This is a genomic window from Streptomyces sp. 351MFTsu5.1, from assembly GCF_000383655.1.
Classification (GTDB): domain Bacteria; phylum Actinomycetota; class Actinomycetes; order Streptomycetales; family Streptomycetaceae; genus Streptomyces; species Streptomyces griseorubiginosus.
Genome location: NZ_KB911777.1, coordinates 549,574 through 565,514, shown reverse-complemented (window position 1 = coordinate 565,514; position 15,941 = coordinate 549,574). Strand labels below are relative to the sequence as shown.

The 15,941-nt window shown below is 69.9% G+C and carries 31 protein-coding genes; 24 read left to right on the top strand and 7 right to left on the bottom strand.

Going from position 1 to position 15,941, the window contains the following annotated elements; all coding sequences use genetic code 11:
* Nucleotides 1-21 precede the first annotated feature (21 nt).
* Nucleotides 22-306 carry a type II toxin-antitoxin system Phd/YefM family antitoxin gene (locus H295_RS0109415; protein WP_078616604.1) on the bottom strand — a complete coding sequence of 95 codons (285 nt, stop codon included), beginning with the start codon at nucleotides 304-306 and terminating at the stop codon, nucleotides 22-24.
* Between the two features lie 156 nt (nucleotides 307-462).
* Here H295_RS0109415 and H295_RS44725 point away from each other — a divergent pair, with 156 nt between their 5' ends.
* The 16 genes from H295_RS44725 (at nucleotide 463) to H295_RS0109335 (ending at nucleotide 10,006) form a co-directional block, all read left to right on the top strand.
* Complete coding sequence (locus H295_RS44725; RefSeq protein ID WP_051135521.1) at nucleotides 463-1,251, top strand: hypothetical protein; 789 nt, start codon at nucleotides 463-465, stop codon at nucleotides 1,249-1,251.
* Between the two features lie 2 nt (nucleotides 1,252-1,253).
* Complete coding sequence (locus H295_RS0109405) at nucleotides 1,254-1,967, top strand: ATP-binding protein (RefSeq protein ID WP_020135104.1); 714 nt, start codon at nucleotides 1,254-1,256, stop codon at nucleotides 1,965-1,967.
* Complete coding sequence (locus H295_RS0109400; protein ID WP_020135103.1) at nucleotides 1,964-3,337, top strand: replicative DNA helicase; 1,374 nt, start codon at nucleotides 1,964-1,966, stop codon at nucleotides 3,335-3,337. The genes H295_RS0109405 and H295_RS0109400 overlap by 4 nt, the downstream gene beginning before the upstream one ends.
* Nucleotides 3,337-3,624, top strand: coding sequence for a hypothetical protein (locus H295_RS0109395; protein ID WP_020135102.1), 288 nt, complete (start codon nucleotides 3,337-3,339; stop codon nucleotides 3,622-3,624). The genes H295_RS0109400 and H295_RS0109395 overlap by 1 nt, the downstream gene beginning before the upstream one ends.
* A complete protein-coding gene (locus tag H295_RS45335; protein WP_020135101.1) occupies nucleotides 3,621-5,027 on the top strand; it encodes a DNA cytosine methyltransferase in 1,407 nt (468 codons plus the stop codon). The genes H295_RS0109395 and H295_RS45335 overlap by 4 nt, the downstream gene beginning before the upstream one ends.
* A gap of 30 nt (nucleotides 5,028-5,057) precedes the next feature.
* Nucleotides 5,058-5,615 carry a hypothetical protein gene (locus H295_RS0109385; protein WP_020135100.1) on the top strand — a complete coding sequence of 186 codons (558 nt, stop codon included), beginning with the start codon at nucleotides 5,058-5,060 and terminating at the stop codon, nucleotides 5,613-5,615.
* A gap of 109 nt (nucleotides 5,616-5,724) precedes the next feature.
* Nucleotides 5,725-6,036, top strand: coding sequence for a hypothetical protein (locus H295_RS0109380; RefSeq protein ID WP_020135099.1), 312 nt, complete (start codon nucleotides 5,725-5,727; stop codon nucleotides 6,034-6,036).
* Nucleotides 6,033-6,224, top strand: coding sequence for a hypothetical protein (locus H295_RS0109375; protein WP_020135098.1), 192 nt, complete (start codon nucleotides 6,033-6,035; stop codon nucleotides 6,222-6,224). The genes H295_RS0109380 and H295_RS0109375 overlap by 4 nt, the downstream gene beginning before the upstream one ends.
* Nucleotides 6,221-6,511, top strand: coding sequence for a hypothetical protein (locus tag H295_RS0109370; protein WP_020135097.1), 291 nt, complete (start codon nucleotides 6,221-6,223; stop codon nucleotides 6,509-6,511). The genes H295_RS0109375 and H295_RS0109370 overlap by 4 nt, the downstream gene beginning before the upstream one ends.
* A gap of 113 nt (nucleotides 6,512-6,624) precedes the next feature.
* On the top strand, nucleotides 6,625-6,852 hold the full coding sequence (locus H295_RS0109365) for a hypothetical protein (protein ID WP_020135096.1): 228 nt from the start codon (nucleotides 6,625-6,627) through the stop codon (nucleotides 6,850-6,852).
* Nucleotides 6,853-6,872: 20 nt separating this feature from the next.
* Entirely contained in the window at nucleotides 6,873-7,931 is a 1,059-nt protein-coding gene (locus tag H295_RS0109360; RefSeq protein ID WP_020135095.1) for a hypothetical protein, read from the top strand.
* A gap of 2 nt (nucleotides 7,932-7,933) precedes the next feature.
* Nucleotides 7,934-8,173 (top strand): hypothetical protein, encoded by a 240-nt coding sequence (locus tag H295_RS0109355; protein WP_020135094.1) that lies wholly within the window; start codon nucleotides 7,934-7,936, stop codon nucleotides 8,171-8,173.
* Nucleotides 8,174-8,567: 394 nt separating this feature from the next.
* Nucleotides 8,568-9,128, top strand: coding sequence for a DUF5565 family protein (locus tag H295_RS0109350; RefSeq protein ID WP_020135093.1), 561 nt, complete (start codon nucleotides 8,568-8,570; stop codon nucleotides 9,126-9,128).
* A 55-nt stretch (nucleotides 9,129-9,183) separates the two neighbouring features.
* Nucleotides 9,184-9,504 carry a hypothetical protein gene (locus tag H295_RS0109345; RefSeq protein ID WP_020135092.1) on the top strand — a complete coding sequence of 107 codons (321 nt, stop codon included), beginning with the start codon at nucleotides 9,184-9,186 and terminating at the stop codon, nucleotides 9,502-9,504.
* Nucleotides 9,501-9,650: a hypothetical protein gene (locus H295_RS47160; protein ID WP_020135091.1), complete on the top strand. Its 150-nt coding sequence runs from the start codon at nucleotides 9,501-9,503 to the stop codon at nucleotides 9,648-9,650. Before H295_RS0109345 ends, H295_RS47160 begins: the two co-directional genes overlap by 4 nt.
* Complete coding sequence (locus H295_RS0109335; protein ID WP_020135090.1) at nucleotides 9,647-10,006, top strand: hypothetical protein; 360 nt, start codon at nucleotides 9,647-9,649, stop codon at nucleotides 10,004-10,006. Before H295_RS47160 ends, H295_RS0109335 begins: the two co-directional genes overlap by 4 nt.
* Nucleotides 10,007-10,064: 58 nt before the next feature.
* Here H295_RS0109335 and H295_RS46590 read toward each other — a convergent pair whose 3' ends face one another.
* From H295_RS46590 to H295_RS0109310, 6 genes are all read right to left on the bottom strand, one after another.
* A complete protein-coding gene (locus tag H295_RS46590; RefSeq protein ID WP_106960794.1) occupies nucleotides 10,065-10,229 on the bottom strand; it encodes an FXSXX-COOH protein in 165 nt (54 codons plus the stop codon).
* A 198-nt stretch (nucleotides 10,230-10,427) separates the two neighbouring features.
* The gene (locus H295_RS0109330; protein ID WP_020135089.1) at nucleotides 10,428-10,781 is read right to left on the bottom strand and encodes a hypothetical protein; all 354 of its coding nucleotides are present in this window, start codon (nucleotides 10,779-10,781) and stop codon (nucleotides 10,428-10,430) included.
* Nucleotides 10,782-11,000: 219 nt separating this feature from the next.
* Nucleotides 11,001-11,312, bottom strand: coding sequence for a hypothetical protein (locus H295_RS42980; RefSeq protein ID WP_158691034.1), 312 nt, complete (start codon nucleotides 11,310-11,312; stop codon nucleotides 11,001-11,003).
* Nucleotides 11,313-11,589: 277 nt separating this feature from the next.
* Complete coding sequence (locus tag H295_RS0109320; protein WP_020135087.1) at nucleotides 11,590-12,003, bottom strand: NUDIX hydrolase; 414 nt, start codon at nucleotides 12,001-12,003, stop codon at nucleotides 11,590-11,592.
* Nucleotides 12,000-12,584: an NUDIX domain-containing protein gene (locus H295_RS0109315; protein ID WP_020135086.1), complete on the bottom strand. Its 585-nt coding sequence runs from the start codon at nucleotides 12,582-12,584 to the stop codon at nucleotides 12,000-12,002. Before H295_RS0109315 ends, H295_RS0109320 begins: the two co-directional genes overlap by 4 nt.
* A 135-nt stretch (nucleotides 12,585-12,719) precedes the next feature.
* Nucleotides 12,720-13,055: a hypothetical protein gene (locus H295_RS0109310; RefSeq protein ID WP_020135085.1), complete on the bottom strand. Its 336-nt coding sequence runs from the start codon at nucleotides 13,053-13,055 to the stop codon at nucleotides 12,720-12,722.
* A 215-nt stretch (nucleotides 13,056-13,270) separates the two neighbouring features.
* On the opposite strand from H295_RS0109310, the gene H295_RS0109305 reads away from it, so the two are divergent.
* The 8 genes from H295_RS0109305 to H295_RS0109265 all read left to right on the top strand — a co-directional run bounded on the left by H295_RS0109305 (nucleotide 13,271) and on the right by H295_RS0109265 (nucleotide 15,938).
* A complete protein-coding gene (locus tag H295_RS0109305; RefSeq protein ID WP_020135084.1) occupies nucleotides 13,271-13,726 on the top strand; it encodes a hypothetical protein in 456 nt (151 codons plus the stop codon).
* Entirely contained in the window at nucleotides 13,723-13,896 is a 174-nt protein-coding gene (locus H295_RS47495) for a hypothetical protein (RefSeq protein WP_020135083.1), read from the top strand. Before H295_RS0109305 ends, H295_RS47495 begins: the two co-directional genes overlap by 4 nt.
* 172 nt (nucleotides 13,897-14,068) lie before the next feature.
* Complete coding sequence (locus H295_RS0109295; protein ID WP_020135082.1) at nucleotides 14,069-14,275, top strand: hypothetical protein; 207 nt, start codon at nucleotides 14,069-14,071, stop codon at nucleotides 14,273-14,275.
* 118 nt (nucleotides 14,276-14,393) lie between these two features.
* Nucleotides 14,394-14,570 (top strand): hypothetical protein, encoded by a 177-nt coding sequence (locus H295_RS47155; RefSeq protein ID WP_020135081.1) that lies wholly within the window; start codon nucleotides 14,394-14,396, stop codon nucleotides 14,568-14,570.
* A 45-nt stretch (nucleotides 14,571-14,615) separates the two neighbouring features.
* Complete coding sequence (locus tag H295_RS0109285) at nucleotides 14,616-14,825, top strand: hypothetical protein (protein ID WP_020135080.1); 210 nt, start codon at nucleotides 14,616-14,618, stop codon at nucleotides 14,823-14,825.
* Between the two features lie 332 nt (nucleotides 14,826-15,157).
* Nucleotides 15,158-15,454, top strand: coding sequence for a hypothetical protein (locus H295_RS0109275; RefSeq protein ID WP_020135078.1), 297 nt, complete (start codon nucleotides 15,158-15,160; stop codon nucleotides 15,452-15,454).
* A 17-nt stretch (nucleotides 15,455-15,471) separates the two neighbouring features.
* Nucleotides 15,472-15,738, top strand: coding sequence for a hypothetical protein (locus H295_RS0109270; RefSeq protein WP_020135077.1), 267 nt, complete (start codon nucleotides 15,472-15,474; stop codon nucleotides 15,736-15,738).
* 5 nt (nucleotides 15,739-15,743) lie between these two features.
* A complete protein-coding gene (locus tag H295_RS0109265) occupies nucleotides 15,744-15,938 on the top strand; it encodes a DUF4236 domain-containing protein (RefSeq protein ID WP_020135076.1) in 195 nt (64 codons plus the stop codon).
* Nucleotides 15,939-15,941: the final 3 nt, after the last annotated feature.

Sequence of the window (15,941 nt, the reverse complement as noted above, 5' to 3'; positions counted from 1 at the left end):
GAGGGAGGAGGGGAGATGCGATCAGTCCCAGTTGGTGGCCATGACGTCGTTGTAGAGCGTCGAGTAGTGCGCACGGAAGGTGTTCGCCACCGACGTGTCCTCATCGAACACGGAACGCAGCTGCGCGATGACGTCCGCGTGGGCGAGCGCCTGGTTGTGCCGCTTGATGGACATGAGCACGGCTTGCGGCTTGTCGCGGCGAGTGAGCACGAAGTCGACGTCGAGGAGCCGCGCTTCGGCGATGACGTCGGTCATGTTGGCGCGGGCGTCGGAGACGCCCATCTCGCGAATCTTCCTCTCACTCATGCGACCAGGATACACACAAGTCCTGTTGTAATGTCCGTCGCGTTGTACAATTCAGTGGTGAGCGGAACCCCAGCACCACGGGCAACGCCGCCCCCATGAGGGCTGCCTCAAAACAGCGAATCACCAGCAGAGACACCCCTCCGAGAGAAGAGATCCGTGAGCCTCGACGCGCAGGACTGGGTTTGGGAGCACTCCGCTTCCAAGGGCACAGCACGTCTCGTACTGCTCGCCATCGCCGACAAGGCGACCGGGCGGGACTGCTCGGCGTATGCCGGCACGACGCTGCTCGTGAAGCGGTCCAACGCGGCCCGGTCCTCCGTCGTGGTTGCCGTCGACAAGCTCGTCGAATCCGGCGAGCTGAAGGTCATCGAGGGGAAGCTCGGGCCGCGCGGCGAGACCTGGTACTGCCTGCCGAAGGCTGTCGGACACCGCCGCAAAGGGGGTCCGGATTCCGGACCGGTCCGGAATCCGGACCGGTCCGAAAACGAGACCCCCACCGGTCCGGATTCCGGACCCCAGGGGTCCGAAAACGAGACCCCCACCGGTCCGGATTCCGGACCCCAGAACAACAACAAACGCAAGCCACCAGAGAGAACCCATAAAGAAGATCGCGACCGAGGCCCGGCGGCTGACGATCAGCGCGACTATCGCTGGCCCACCTTCGGCGAGTTCTGGGTTTGCTACCCGAACCCGATGCAGATCGAGAAGACGAAGCGCGCATGGCGCGACGCCCTCGACCGCGGCGCCGACCCGGACCTGATCGTCAAAGCCGCCAAGGCCTACGCCTACGCCCGCCGCAACGAGGACGCCAAGTACACGCCGTACTCGGCCACCTGGCTGAACAACGGCGGCTACGACGACCCGATGCCAGCCGCCTCCTCGCAGGCAGATGGCCCGCACCGCAACCCCGACGACCAATCCGAATACGACCAGGGATGGAAATAGCCATGCAGTGGACGCCGCCGATCAACCCGAAGCGCTACCACCTCGAACAGCTCCTCGCCGCCCGCGGCGTCACCCTCGACTGGCTCAACTCGGGCGACACCGACCCGTACCACCCGGCCAACGTCGCCCGCTACTCCATCACCGAGGCAGCAAAGATCATCCCCGCGCACTACCGGGCCGCCTCCGTCGGCAGCCCCGAGATCCACGCCTGGCTCCAGGAGCTCATCGCCGCCGCCCGCCAGGACCAGGCCGAGCGCAGCGCCCCCGTCGCGTCCGTCTTCGAAGGCCGCTCGCTGCTCCTCCTCGGCCCGACCGGCACCGGCAAGACGCACCAGGCATACGGCGCCATCCGCGAGCTCGCCATCACCGGCGTCGCCGCCCGCTGGGGCATCACCACCACCGCCGACCTGTACGCCGCCCTGCGCCCCCGCCACGGCATCGACTCCGAAGCCGAGTTCCGCCGCTACCGCGACGCCCGCATCCTCCTCATCGACGACCTCGGAGCCGACCGCAAGCCCACCGAGTTCACCGAAGAGGTCAACTTCCGGCTGATCAACCACCGGTACGAGCGGCACATGCCGACCCTCATCACCTCCAACCTGCTGCCGAAGGAGATCTCCGAGCGCCTCGGCGACCGCGTCACCAGCCGGCTCGTCGAAATGTGCCAGCGCGTCGTCTTCAAGGGCACGGACCGCCGCCGGGGTGAGGCCGCGTGACCACCGAGATCGACCCGTGGCTCGACACGGCAGACCCCGACGACCTCGGCCCGCGCATGCCGCGCGACGTCGAAGCCGAACGCGTCATCGCCGCCTCCGCCATGGAACGCCCCGAGATCGTCGACGAACTCGCCGCCGAAGGCTTCGACCCCGCCGACATCACCACCGAGCAGTACCGGTGGGTGTGGTTCGCCGTCGAAGAACTCCGCACCCGCTTCAAGCACGGCGACATCCGCTGGCTGCCCATCGCCCGCCAGCTCGAAGCCTGGTACGCCGACGGCCATATGCCCGTCCGTCCCATGACCGAGCACGAACTCGCCGAGCTCTACCGCTGGTCGCAGCCCGGCGCCGCCGCCTGGCACGCCGAGCGCGTCGCCAAGAAGGCCGTCGCTGCCCGCATCGTCGCCCTCGGCCATGACGCCGCCAGCCGCGGCAACAGCGCCGCCTTCGACCCCGACACCGACGTCGCCGCCCTCCAGGACGCCCTCGACGGCGTCGCCAAGCCCGACGCCGCCCGGCAGGCCAAGCACGTCCGCGAGTTGATCGGCGCGGCCCTGGAGCGCTGCATCACCCCGCCCTCCAAGGAGGACCGCATCCCGACCGGCTTCATCGACCTGGACGCCCTGCTCTGCGGCGGCTGGGCGCCCGGCCAGATGGTCGTCATCGGAGCGCGGCCCGCCATGGGCAAGTCGACGATCGCCACCGGGTTTGCCCGCGCCGCCGCAGTCAAGAACGGCATCGCCTGCCTGCTCCACACCCTGGAAATGAGCGAAGACGAGATCGCCAACGGTGTGCTGTGCGCTGAGGCCCGCGTTGCCCTGCACCACCTCAAGCAGGGCATCGTCGACGACGCCGGTGTGGCCCGCGCCGCCGAAGCCGGCCAGCGCATCGCCGCGGCTCCCCTGTTCATCGACGACGTGTCCAACCTGACCCTGCCCGGGCTCCGGGCCAAGGTCCGCCAGCACGTCCGCACCGACGGGCTCCGCCTCGTCATCGTCGACTACCTCCAGCTGATGACCGCCCCCAAGGCGGAGAACCGGCAGAACGAGGTGTCGAAGCTCAGCCGTGGCATCAAGCTCCTCGCCCGCGAATTCGGCATCACGGTGATCATCCTTGCGCAGCTCAACCGCGGGCCAGAACAGCGCCAGGACAAGCGGCCCATGAAGTCCGACCTGCGCGAGTCCGGCTCCATCGAGCAGGACGCCGACATCGTCATTCTCCTCCACCGCGACGACGCCTACGAGCGCGAAAGCCCCCGCGCCGGCGAAGCCGATCTGATCGTCGACAAGCACCGGGGCGGCCAGATCGGCACCGTGACCGTCGCCGCCCAACTCCACTACGCATCCTTCGTCGACATGGCGGCCACCTGATGAAGCCCGAGATCGAAGACATCGCCGTCATGCGCCAGCAGGGCGACCTGAAGGACTACCTGCTCGCCCTCGTGAACGCGGCCCCGCGCCCCGAAACGGCCAAGCCGAAGCCCGCCCTGGCCGCGGTCCCGGCCCCCGCCTACCGGATTGCCCACACGGGCGGCTGGCCGCTCGGCACCGCCGCCACCGGCCCGACCCCGCCCCCGGACGCCTGCACCTGCGCCCGCTGCGGCGGCAACCCCGCCAGCCGCACCAGCCACCGACCCCAGCAAGGAGAAGCCGCGTGAGCGCCTTGCGTATCGGATCCCTGTTCACCGGCACGGGCGCCCTGGACCTGGCCGTCATGGACGTCTACGACGCCGAGGTGATCTGGCATTCGCAGTACGAGCCGCCGGACAAGAAGGGCCGCGAGGACAAGAACCAGTACGCGGCGAAGATCCTCGCCCGCCACTGGCCGACCGTCCCGAACCTGGGCGACATCACGAAGGTCGACTGGCAGGCCGTCCTCGACGAGCACGGCCCCATCGACATCCTCACCGGCGGCTTCCCCTGCCAGGACGTTTCCTCGGCGGGCCGCCGCGTCGGCCTCGCACCCGATTCCCGGTCCGGGCTGTGGACCCACATGGCCCGCGCCGTCGCCATCCTCCAACCACGATTGGTGATCATCGAAAATGTCGAAGGGCTCCTCTCGGCACCGGCTGCCAGTGACATGGAACCCTGCGCGTACTGCGTGGGAGACGGACGTTCTGAGCCTCTACTGCGGGCATGCGGAGCCGTACTTGGCGACTTGGCCAGCCTCGGGCTCGATGCGGAATGGGGTCGCTTCGGAGCGGATGAAGTCGGCGCCCCCCACCGCCGTCGCCGCATCATCATCCGCGCCTGGCCGGCTCATGCCGACACCGCGAACCTCGGACACGAACGGTTCGGGATCGCACGGGGACGGGGGAATGGACCTGCGGACCGCGATCTCGCTGCTGCCGACACCGCGGGCCACAAGGGGTGGGTCGGCGACCGAAACGATGTACGAGTTGGGTGCGGAGCGGACGGACGAGAGCCGGCCGCAGGGCGAAGTGAAGCTCTTGCCGACACCAGCAGCCTCATTCCCGGGGACGACCGCGAACTACCGGCCGGACGGGACGCCGTACAGCGAGGGGTACGGGATGACGCTCCTCGATGCGGTTCGACTGCTACCGACGCCAACGACGAGCGCTCAGGAGAAGAGCGCCAGGGCGCTCACCTCATCCACGGCCAACGGCAGGCGCAGCGGCGGCGGACAGTCCAGCAGCCTCGGACTGACGGAGATCGCGAAGCTGGTGACGGGGGAGCGGCCGGCGAACCTACCGGCGGACGACAAACTGCCGCCCGCCAGCAGGCGGATCGTCGAACAGTTCTCGACCTCCGCGACGGAGACCCCGACCTCGACTGGGGTGACTACGAACCCGCCATCCGACGGTGGGAGCGAGTCCTCGGACGCCCCGCCCCCTGGCCCACTGACCTTCTGGGACGACTGAGCCCCGTCTTCACCGAATGGCTCATGGGCCTGCCCGACGGCTGGGTCACCGACACCCCCGGCCTCACGCGGGCCGCCATGCTGCGCGCCCTCGGCAACGGCGTCGTCCGCCAACAGGCCGCCGCCGCCCTCCGCGAACTCCACCAGCGCGCAGCCGGCGACGAAGCCACCGCCGCCTGATCCGCCCAACCCCAACCCAAGGAGCACCCGATGAACACCACGACCGAGCTGATCGCCAAGGCTGAAGTCGGCCGCCGCGTCACCTACGCGTACTACAACGCCCGCCCCGCCGAGCACCCCGGCGTGATCACCGGAACCAAGATCGCACCGAGCGGCACCCTCGTCGCCCTGGTGCGGCTCGACGGCACCCGCTCCAGCATCCACATCCCCGCCGACCACGAGGGCCTGCACTACCTCGACGAGGTCGGCCCCGTGCCCGAGCTGCCGATGGGCCGCTTCCAGCCCGGACTTCAGCACCCGGCCATGGACTACGCCTACGACGGCGTGCTGGTCCTGGAGTTCGACGAAGGCGACATGGCCGCGATCACCGGCGATCGAGACAAGGCTGAAGCGGCGGTGGCCACCTACCTGCGGGAGCAGGCGGGCGTCGAAGACGAGGCCGACATCCGTGACGAGCTGGCAGAGCTGAAGTCGCAGTGGGTGGTCTTCGAGTGGGAGCCCGAGGGTGCCGAGTGCGCCTGGCTCATGAACCACGCCGCCGAGGGCGACGACCAGGCGCTCCAGGTCCACTACCTGCCCGCCCCGTGACCGCCCGCACCCCGGGGCGCCGCTAACGCCCCGGGGCTGCCGGAACCGTACCGGGGGACCGGTGTCGCCGAAATGCACGTTGAATCCCGATCCGTCTGGAGAACACCCGATGAGCATCAACCCGACCGTCACGATCGACGGCAAGCCCGTACCCCTCGACGAATGCGGCTGGCTGGAGCGCGAGCCCTGCGGCTGCATCGTCTCCGTCGTCGTCGCGGTCGTCGAAGCCAAGGGCGGCACCGGCTGGGTGCTGGCCACCGCCGACCAGGCGCGCCAGCACTTCGCCCCGAAGAAGCGCGACCGGGAGCAGGCCGAGAAGGCGGGGCTCACTGTCGAGCTGATCACGATGAAGTACTACCGGGAGAACATCGGCGCCAACTGGGAGTGCGAGCAGCACGCCACGTCGGAGGCCGCGTCGTGACGCGCCCGCCATTGCGCTGGCAGCCGGATGACGGCAGTGCCGCGATCCTGGCCGCGTATGCCCGGCGTCGTGAGGACCGGGCCGACGTGCTACGCCGAGCGCTGCGCCTGCTGGCCCGCGCGGATGGGGTGCTGGATGCGCGCGGCCGGATCGTGACCGAGCCGGGGTATCACCGGAGGCCGTCGTGAGGCGGCGCCCGAACGGCCACGCGTTGAAGCCGAACCAGCGGGCACGCCAGCAGCGTGAGGCCGCGGTGGAGGCCCTGCTGCTGAAGGCGGCGGCCGGGACGCTGTCGATCCCGGAGGGCCTGCTGCTGGCGGAGTGCTGGCGGGAGGAGCGCCGGCTGGATGCGAAGACCCGGCAGCGGTTGACGGATACGACGCGGGCTTTGGAGCGGCATCGGGAGGCGGCCGACGGGGAGATCCGGCGGCTGGAGGCGGAGCTGGCGGCAGGCACCGAGGGAGCCGCCGCTTGAAGTTACCCGCCAGTTAACTCCCTGAGGCGTTTAACCCCCCTCTCCGGGCCGTCACCCTCAACTACCCCCGAACGGCCGCCTACGGCCCCACCGCTCACCGAATTGAGGCCTAAATGCCCAACACCGAAGACCCCTGGCCGCCAACCCGCCCCGAGAGGCCCCACCGGCGCACCGGACGCGGCGCCCTCACCCCCGAGCAACTCGCCCTCGCCGACGACCTCCACACCCGCGCGCTCGCCCTCCGGGCCGCCTCCGAAGACGGGCTATCCATCCGAGAAGCCGTCGCCCTAGCCGCCGTCCAGCTCGGACTCGAACCGCCCCGCGACAACACCCCCGCCTGACGCGCCGAAAGGACACCCCGATGACCGACCAGCCCGACACCGCCCGCGACTTGCTGTGGCGGCACAACGTTCCCGAGGACGTCATCGACGGCGCTCTCGCCCTGTTCGCCCAGGAACTCGCTGGGAAGATCCGCGCTCACCGCGACCACACGCGTGGTGCGACGCAGGCAACGAAGGTGATGGACTTCGCCGCCGAACTGATCTCGCCGGATCACTGGGCGCGCACCGTCCCGGCTGTGGCGCCGCCTGCGGACCGGGCCGCCCTCCGCGACCGCATCGCCGAGGCTCTGTACGCCTCCGACCACCCGGGTCACCTCGTGCCACTGCACGAGACCGGCCTCGTGCCCGCCTACGCGGCGACCGCCGACGCGGTGCTTGCGGTGCTGCCCGCGCCGGCCGACCGGGCCGCCGAGGGAGACCCGACTGCCGCCGAGTTGACCGCGCAGGAGGCCCGCGACCTCGCCGACGAACTCGGCACTGAGCTGTACCGCGCCCAGGACGCGCTCGCGTTCGTCGAGGAATGCTGCGTGATCGCCGACCGGGAAGGCCGTCAGCCGACGACGGCCGATGTACGGGAGTGGCTGAAGGGCGCACGCTGCGGACGGCAACTGCTGGCCGACGCGCAGGAGGAGATCGCGCTGCGCGACCGCATCCGGCGCGTTCTGGCCCAGATCGACGGCTTCGACTTCGACAGCCTGGAGCCGCACGACTACCAGATCCAGGCGGCCGCGATCGCCGCTGTGCTGCCCGCGAGCGTCGACCGAGCAGACGAAACCGCCGAGGACGAGGTTGCCCGGCTGTCCCAGTGGCTGTGGGACAACTGCGCCGAGGATGAGCGCAGCGGCCTCCTGGCCGATGACCCTCGCCGCATCGCTGCCGTGGCGCTCCGCTGGCCCGAGCTGCGTCGTGTGGCCGCCGACATCCCCAACACCACCGAGACGGTTCCGTGCGTCCGCCACGACCCCCACCCAGCGCACCTCCACTCCGGCCTCCGCAAGGGGGTCGCCGTGCACGGGAGGTGCCCTGGCGTACCCGCCGCCCCGCCTGCTGGTGGGGTGCCGCACCCGAAGGAGGCCTGACCGTGGCCGACGACCTCACCCGCCGCTTCGTCGCCCGCCAACTCCAGCTCACCATTGACGAACTCAAGCGCGACGCCGAGCGACTTGCCTCTGCCGCCCGGCAGTACGCCGACGACCTTGCGGTCGGCCGCCACGGCAGCGCCCACCGGATCGCGCAGGACGCTGCGGCGCTTGCCCTCACGGAGCGGCGGCTGGCCGGGATGCGGGAGATCGCGTCTCTGCTCGGCGAGGACGACTCGTGACCGCCCTGCTGGCCTACCTCGCGTTGGTGGTTGCGGTTGCCGCCTTGTGCTGCGGGCATCAAGGCGAGCCGTTCCCGCCGTTCGCATGGTGGCGGTCCGCGAGGGGCGCGGGACGGCCGTGCGCGTGGCTGTACGGCCGCTGGAGGCTCCCGGGAGGCCGGAAGGCAGACCGGGAGGCTCGAAGCCCGGAACGGCCCCCACAGGGGCTCCTGCGCCCTCGGTCGGTTCGGGTGCCGCGTCCCGGCTCCGGCACAACAGGCCCGTCCCGCCCTCACAGTCCGCGCCACAGCGCCCCGCAGCCGCCAGACGGCCCCGACAGCCACCACACCACCCCCAAGCCGCACAGCGCCCGCACAGCCCCGTCGTGGGCCCGAACCGACACCAAGGAAGCCGCATGAACAAGATCCCAACCCTCTTCATCCGCAACCCCGAAGACCGAGCCCACGTCCTCCCCGACGTCACCCCCGGCTGCGAATGGGTCCTCGCCGGAGAAGGCCGACCCACCCGCAAGTGGGACGGCACCTGCACGATGCTCGACGACAACGGCCATTGGTGGGCTCGCCGCGAGGTCAAGCCCCGCAAGGAGCTCCCGCCCGGCTACAAGGTCGTTGCCCACGACGAGACGACGGGGAAGCTCTTCGGCTGGGAGCCGATGGCGCAGTCGTCGTTCGCGAAGATCCACGCCGAGGCACTCGCCAACAGCGCCGCGCGGGTGCCCGGAACCTACGAACTCCTCGGCCCGAAGATCAACGGCAACCCGGACCAGTTCGACGAGCACCTCCTCATGCCCCACGGCTGGGCGCCACTGTCCGAACGCATCGACTGCGAAGCCGCACCGCGCGACTACGACGGCCTCCGCGCCTGGTTCGCGAGCCGCCCCTACGAGGGCCTCGTCTGGCACCACCTCGACGGACGCATGGCCAAGCTCAAAGCCCGCGACTTCCCCCGCACCTGACCCCCGCCTGCCGGGCCTTCACCGGCCCGGCCCACCGCCGACCCGAAGGAGCACCATGACCCCCGCCCAGGAACTTGCCACCGCCGCGCAAACCCTCCTCGACCTCGCCGACGACGCCGACCGCGACATCAACACCAACCCGTACTGGCACTCCCGAATCGCTCCGAAGCACCACTGGTTCGGCCACGGAATCGAAAACGCCGTCGGCACCCCGGCCGGACAACTCGCCGGACTCCTCAACCCCACCACCGCCCGCCACCTCGCGAAATGGCTCCGCAGCTGGACGCCCATCGAACTCCGCGAAGACGCCCCCATGCCCGAAGACGCTGCTGCGGCCCTCGCGATCGCCCGCGAAATCAACCGGAGCCAGCCGTGACTGCCCCACCCGACGCCGAGCCGAACTGGCGCACCAACCCGGCCGCCCTCGACCGACTCTGCGAGCAAGGCCGGCAGGAAATGTGCGGGGAAACGCTGGTCGTGCGCGACGTGACAACGATCAAGCCGAGCGAGGACTACCTGTGACCGACCGCAAAACCCTCGACCAGATGACCAGCGACGACCTCGACCAGTTGCACGCCGAGCTCGAAGACCAGCATGCCGCCCGACGCACCGCAGCCGGAGCCGCCGACCGCTTCCGCGACATCCTCTGCGAAGCCCTCGGCCACGACCACGACAACCCCGGCGACGACGTCCTGGTTGCCGAACTCCGCGCCCACTTCGGCAAATCCGGACCCGAGCCCACCAACTGGCGCGACCGGCTCACCGGATACGAAGCCATCCGCGACCAGATCAACGCGGCACACGCCGACCACCCCAGTGTCGCCGAACTGGCCGCCAACGACCGCAACTGGGACATCGACCGGGCGGGCGAGAAGTGAGCACCGGCGCACGACGAAGGCCCCGCACCCATCCCGGGCGCGGGGCCTTCTGCTGCGTTCACACGGCCGACTGGAACGCGGCCACCGCCACCGGCCTCGGACCCTCCTCCGGCCCCCGGCGCACGACCCGGGCCAGCAGCGGCGAACCCGCCGACGAGCGAGCCGCCAGACGGGGCAACGGGGTACGCGGGGCGGTCGGGGCCGGGGTGGGCGGAGTGCTCATGGCGGGCACCGTACACGGCGACCCCAGGCCAGGTCGCGCGCGCCTGCGCGAACAGCGGCGGGAAGAGAGGCAGGCTTCTCCTCTTCGAGGAGCGGATATTCCAGTCCAGCCTTCTTCCTGTAGACGTCTTAGGTAGTTGACCCCCCAGCCACGGGACTCCGGACAGTCCGGCATCCGGAGCCTCCGGACCCCGGAAAATCAGGGGTCCGGTGAGACCTCTTTGAGGAGGCGCAACAGGCCCTCCGGTGTGTCGCTCACGAGGGTCGTCGTCTGCCACCGACCGCCCTTGCCCTTCTCCTTCACGTGCGTCACCAAGCCGGCGGATCGCAGCTCCTTCAGGGCCTCGCGGATCGCGTGCTCGCCCTCACCCTTGCCGCCAGCAGCCTTGTGGAGATAGGCGAGCCGTTCGACCGTCATTCCGCCGCCGTCCGGCTGCGACAGGAAGGTGACCAGCAGGCCCTTCGCCTTCAGGCTCAGGACGTAGTTCCGGGCGACGTGCTCGTTGCTGGTGGGCGTCCAGCCGCTCTTCGGCTTGGATCGGAAGATCCTCAACTCGCCACCGCCTGGTGGCGACATTGCGGCGTCATCGGTATCGTCATGGTGTTGCTCGACTTTCTGGCGAGGGTCGGACGGCAGGTGATGGCAGCGGGGTGATGACCCGCTCTACGCGAAACGGCCGGACGGATTGAGCCCCGTCCGGCCGTCGCCGTTTTCCTGCAATTCTATGTGAATTCTGTGGCCGAATGGCCTATTCCGCCCAGGTGTTGGCGGCTAGAACTCCGTCGTCTCGAACGGCTCCGGCAGGGGCGGCAGGCCAACGCCGAAAGCCTGCGCGAGCAGGTAGCGGGCCACCGTGTCGTGCTCGAACTCGCTGCGCCCGACAGGCATCGACAGGGAGAGCCGGCCGTCCGCGTACTGCACGACCGCGCCGAAGAACGTCCGGTCCGTGATCTTCGAGTCGAACAGCTCGACGCCCAGGTCGACGAGCAGCACCTCAAGCGGAGCGGCCATCAGCCATTCGGCGGTCAGGTCGGGCGTGACGCAAGCCGCAGGCGCGGTGGGGGTGTCAGCCAGTAAGCTCACAGGGAACCTCTTCTCTTGCGGGGAGTGGTTGATGATCAGCGAGTTGACGCTCGCTGGTCGAAACGGCCCGGTGTTCGCGCACCGGGCCGCTCGCTTTTCCGCCGCTGACGCTAGGCCACTTTCGGCCTCCGCCTACACGGCCGGCTTCAGATCCAGACCGTTGCCGATCTGGGCGTCTAGCTGGGCTGATTGCGGGTTTGCCTGATCCGATAGGATCTGTCGCGCCTCCCTCCCCTCGCCGCGGACATATCGACCGCGCGTTGAGAGTGGCCGGAACTCAGCCCGCCAGCACCTCATCCAGGTACTCCTGCACCGGGCCGAACAGGCCGTAGGGCACGTATTCGGGGATCTCGTCGAGGCTCACCCAGGCGACCGCGTCGAGCTCGTCATCGTCGGCCACGTGCGCTTCGCCGGAGACGGGCTCGCAGGCCGTGTACGACATCAGCCGCTGTGTCTTCGGGTGGACCCGCTCCCCGAGGAGGCGGATCGCCTTCACGGTCAGGCCGGTCTCCTCCTCCGTCTCCCGGGTGGCAGCTTCTTCCGCGGACTCGCCGGCCTCGATAGCGCCGGCCGGGAACTGCCACATCAGCTCGCCCTCGGAGACGCGGCGCCGCACCATCAGGACGCGCCCAGAGCTGACGATGATCGCGGCGGAGATGCCCGGCTTCTCGGTGGTCGTCTCGGTCGTCATGCGATGGCCTCCAAGGCGCTCAGGATCGGCGGGAAGATCTGGTCTTGCGGAATGAACCGGGTCAGCGCCGAACGCGGCACCCACGTCACGTCGACGTTCTCCAGCGGGTCGAGGTTTCGCGCCTCGCCCGCCAGGTGATCGGCGAGGAAGTACGCCGCGACGACACCGGTAACCGGGTGGACGCGTTCACCCAGCTGCTCGCGGATGATGCAGTGCACGCCCGTCTCGCCGTGTGTCTCCTGGACGGCGACCGTTTCCGGTGTGGCGCCCGGCTTGACCATGCCGGCCGGGAACTGCCAGCGCAGCTCGCCGTCCCCGCGCCGGCAAACCAGCAGCACATCATTTCCGCGCAGCACGACGGCTATCGCTACCCGCAGGGCCTGCGCGGTCACGCGCGGCTCGGCGGGCCTCATGAGAAGCGCGAACCGTCGCTGCACCGCCTCACCTGCCTGCTCGTATGCCGTGTCGAGGATCTGCTGGACCTCGATTCGATGGGTCATCTCCGGCGCCTGATGCCACCGGGTGATAGTGCGGGGAGAGATCCCGAGGCGTTCGCCGAACGCCTCGTTCGTCATCCGCATCGCCTCTTGGAGGAGGCATGCTGATCGGCCTGTCCAGGTGCCGACGACATCCACTCTGCTGCTCCCGTGCTCGCTGCGCTCGGGTCTGGCGTGGCGGTGTCCACTCGGTGGCGCCGCCGTGTCTAGGTGCTGCTGTTACGACTGATCGATGTCGGGGTCACGTCCTTCTGCCGCGCCCGCGCGAGGCGTTGACTCGGCGGCATGGTCAGTCTTTCCCCGCTTCGCGCTGCGCCCCTTGGCGATGGCTTCTGCCCAGGCATGTGTGCGCCCGAACAGTTCGCCCACCTGCGCCCACGTGCGTCCCTCACGCAGTCCTTGCAAGGCGGCCTGCTGAATCGCGTAGAGATCGCGGTCGCTGACCGCCAGCAACTGGCGGGCCTCGATCGCGGCGCGGCCTCGCGCGAGCAGGTCGTCTATGGCTTCAACTTGGGCGACTTTCGCCTCCAGGGACTCCGCGAACGCATCTGTCATGAGCTCAGAGTAGAAGTCAACACGCCAGTTCTCAAGAGGGTGTTGACAGAGCCTCAGACTGGCTTCAGGATGGTGTTGAAGCGAACGGCGCTCCACCGCCCGAAGCTTCAGCGACCGCTCCACAGGCCGCACCCCACAAACGAAGACGGCCCCAGCACCGGGACTCCACTCCCAGGCCAGGGCCTAACCACGAGGAATCTCTGAAGGGTCCCCTCATGGCTACGCAGATCGTACCGGCGCCCCAGAGCGCCGACGACCAGGGCATGTCCTTGGCCGACCGCAAGGCCCACGACGCGGCGTCCTACGTCTGTACCGCCCCGCTCCCGCTCCCGATCGTCCGTGCGGTGCGCCGTTTCGAAGCGGCGTCGGCCCGGCGCGACGAGCTGGCCGGGAAGCCCGCTTCGCAGTGGTCGCCGGCGGAGTTCGACTCGTTCAAGGCGGCGCACGACACGGTCGTCGAGTCGGTCTTGACGCTGGGTGCCGCGGGCCGCCTGGACTTGATCGCCCCCTTCGAGGCCGCGACCCGCTACCGGGACGCCTCGGCCCGCTGCTCGGCCGCCTCCCAGGCCGGGAACATCGAGCGCTGCTTGTCCGCGCAGGACGAGATGCGGGACTGCCTGTGCCGGCTGAAGGCCGCCGGACGGCTCGACCTCGTCGAGGTTGCGCGATGAGCCGCCGCATCCTCGCCACCTCCCCGATGGGTCATCCTCGCGGCAGTCGTCCGGCGGAGGAGCAGGCGCAGCAGTTCCGTGACGCAGGTGTTCCCGCGACGGTGGTTGCCGAGATCCGCTCCGACCGGTTCCTGGTCGTCGTGCCGGACCAGGACGGCGAGCAGCAGTGAGTGCCGCCGACTACGAGCGGATGATGCGCCGCCTGCGCGAGGTCAACGACCGCAGCGAGCACCCCACCCGCTGACCCCATAGACCGCCTCGGTGGCGGTCCGACAATCCCCCAGTCCCGCCACCGAGGCATCCCACCCCCGCCCCACCCCTACCTTCCCGAGGAGTCCCGCCATGCCCCGTTACACCGCTGAGCAGCGTGCAGCGATCGCCGCCGAGTACGACGGCTACGCGAACGGCCTGGAGCGAGTCGCCGCCGACCTCGACTCCCAGGGCCACGACATCGCCGCCGACATCCAGCGCGGCACCGCCGCCAGTCTCCGCGAGGTGGCCGACGCGGCCCGCGAGTCCAGCGCCGCCCTCAACCGCACCGGCTACTGACCCGCCCCGGGCCCTGGCCCGGCTCGAAGGCCGCTCCGACCACCCCCGACGGGGCGGCCTCCTAGCCAGACCAGCGTCAGTCCACCCATCCCGGCATGACCAACCGAGGAGATCAGCCGTGTCTCAGATCGACATCAGCGCCCTGGACGAGGGTGACGAGCTCGGCCTCGCCGAGACCCCGCGCTGTTGCGACGCCGCGATGGACAAGTACCGCTGCGGCTTCCAGTGCGGCAACTGCGACTCGATCGTCAACTTCGACGTCAGCCGCACCGTCACCTACGTCCAGATCAACTGACCCGCCCTACCCCATTGCACCCCCACGTCCTGAAAGGACCCCGTCATGTCCCCGTACCTGTTCTCCGCCGACCACGCCACGCTGACGGGCGGTGCCGAGCGTGCGCGCGTCTTCGTCCCGACGGCGCTGTCGATCTCCGACCTGTTCGCCGAGTACGCGGCTGCCAGCCGGGCCCGCCGGGCGGAGATCCGCCTCGCCGCCGACCCGGAGCTGCAGGCGCAGCTCGACGGCTTCGACTACCCGGCCGCCGCCTGATGGCCGCCTGGCGGAACACGCAGCAGGGCGGTGTGGCCCGTACCGATGACTCGCGCGGCCCGAAGCCGTCCCGCGCCTGGCAGGGCGCCGGCCCGGGTGACGACGACTGGAATGGGCGGCATCCCACCCCGGACGGCTCCCGGCAGGGCCAGGACGTTCGTCTCCGCCGCCATCTCCGCGTCACCGCGTCCTGACCCCCTGATCCGCCGGGCGGGGTCCATCCCCCTGCCCCGCCCGGCACCTCCTGGCCTTGCCGGGGACCGCATCGCTGGTGCGGCGCCCTGCACGACCAGCAGCATTGCCACTCCGCACCAGCCCCGAGAGAGGCCTTCATGCGCCCGTATCTGATCACCGCGAAGCCCGGTCGGCTCCATCGTGCCGCCGTTCAGGCCGGCCGGTGGGCGCTGAAGGCCCTCGCCCTGGCGGTGATGGCCGGGCTCGGCGCCGTCGTCCTGACCGTGCGCTGCGCCCGGCCGATCGTCAACTACGTGGCGACCAGGGCCGCGTGGCTGGAGTTGTGGGCCGCCTCCGTGACCGGCATCGGGCCGGTCGGGGCGGCGGTCGGCTCCGGCCTGACAGACGAGTTCATCCGTGAATTCCACCGTGCGCGCACCGGCGCGCCCGCCTGACCTGAGAGGAGCCCGTCATGGGCTGGTTCACACCGAAGTACCCGCAGTCCGACACACCTGACGCCACTGGCACCCCGCCGACCCGGCGTGAGCGTCGCGCGGCCCGGCAGCAGCCGGTCGACCACAGCACGATCGGTGAGGCCGAGCTGCGCGAGTACGAGCGCCGCGGCTGGAGCGTGGAGCGCCGCTCTGGCCACGTTCTCGTCGAGCGCACCGACGACAACGGCGGCAGTGCAATGCGGTCCTTCAGCGTCCTCGGCAACGGCCGCTTCGGGAAGCGGTGACCGCAATGCCGATCACGTTCCGCAAGAGCTTCCGGGTCCTGCCCGGCGTCCGCATCAACGTCAACGCCAAGTCGTGGTCGATCACCGTCGGCCCGCGCAACGGGCCGAAGCGCACCTGGTCCAGCACTGGCCGCACCACCACCTCGGTCGACCTTCCCGGCCCCTTCGGATACAGGTCCACCCGCCGCCGCTCCCGCTGATCA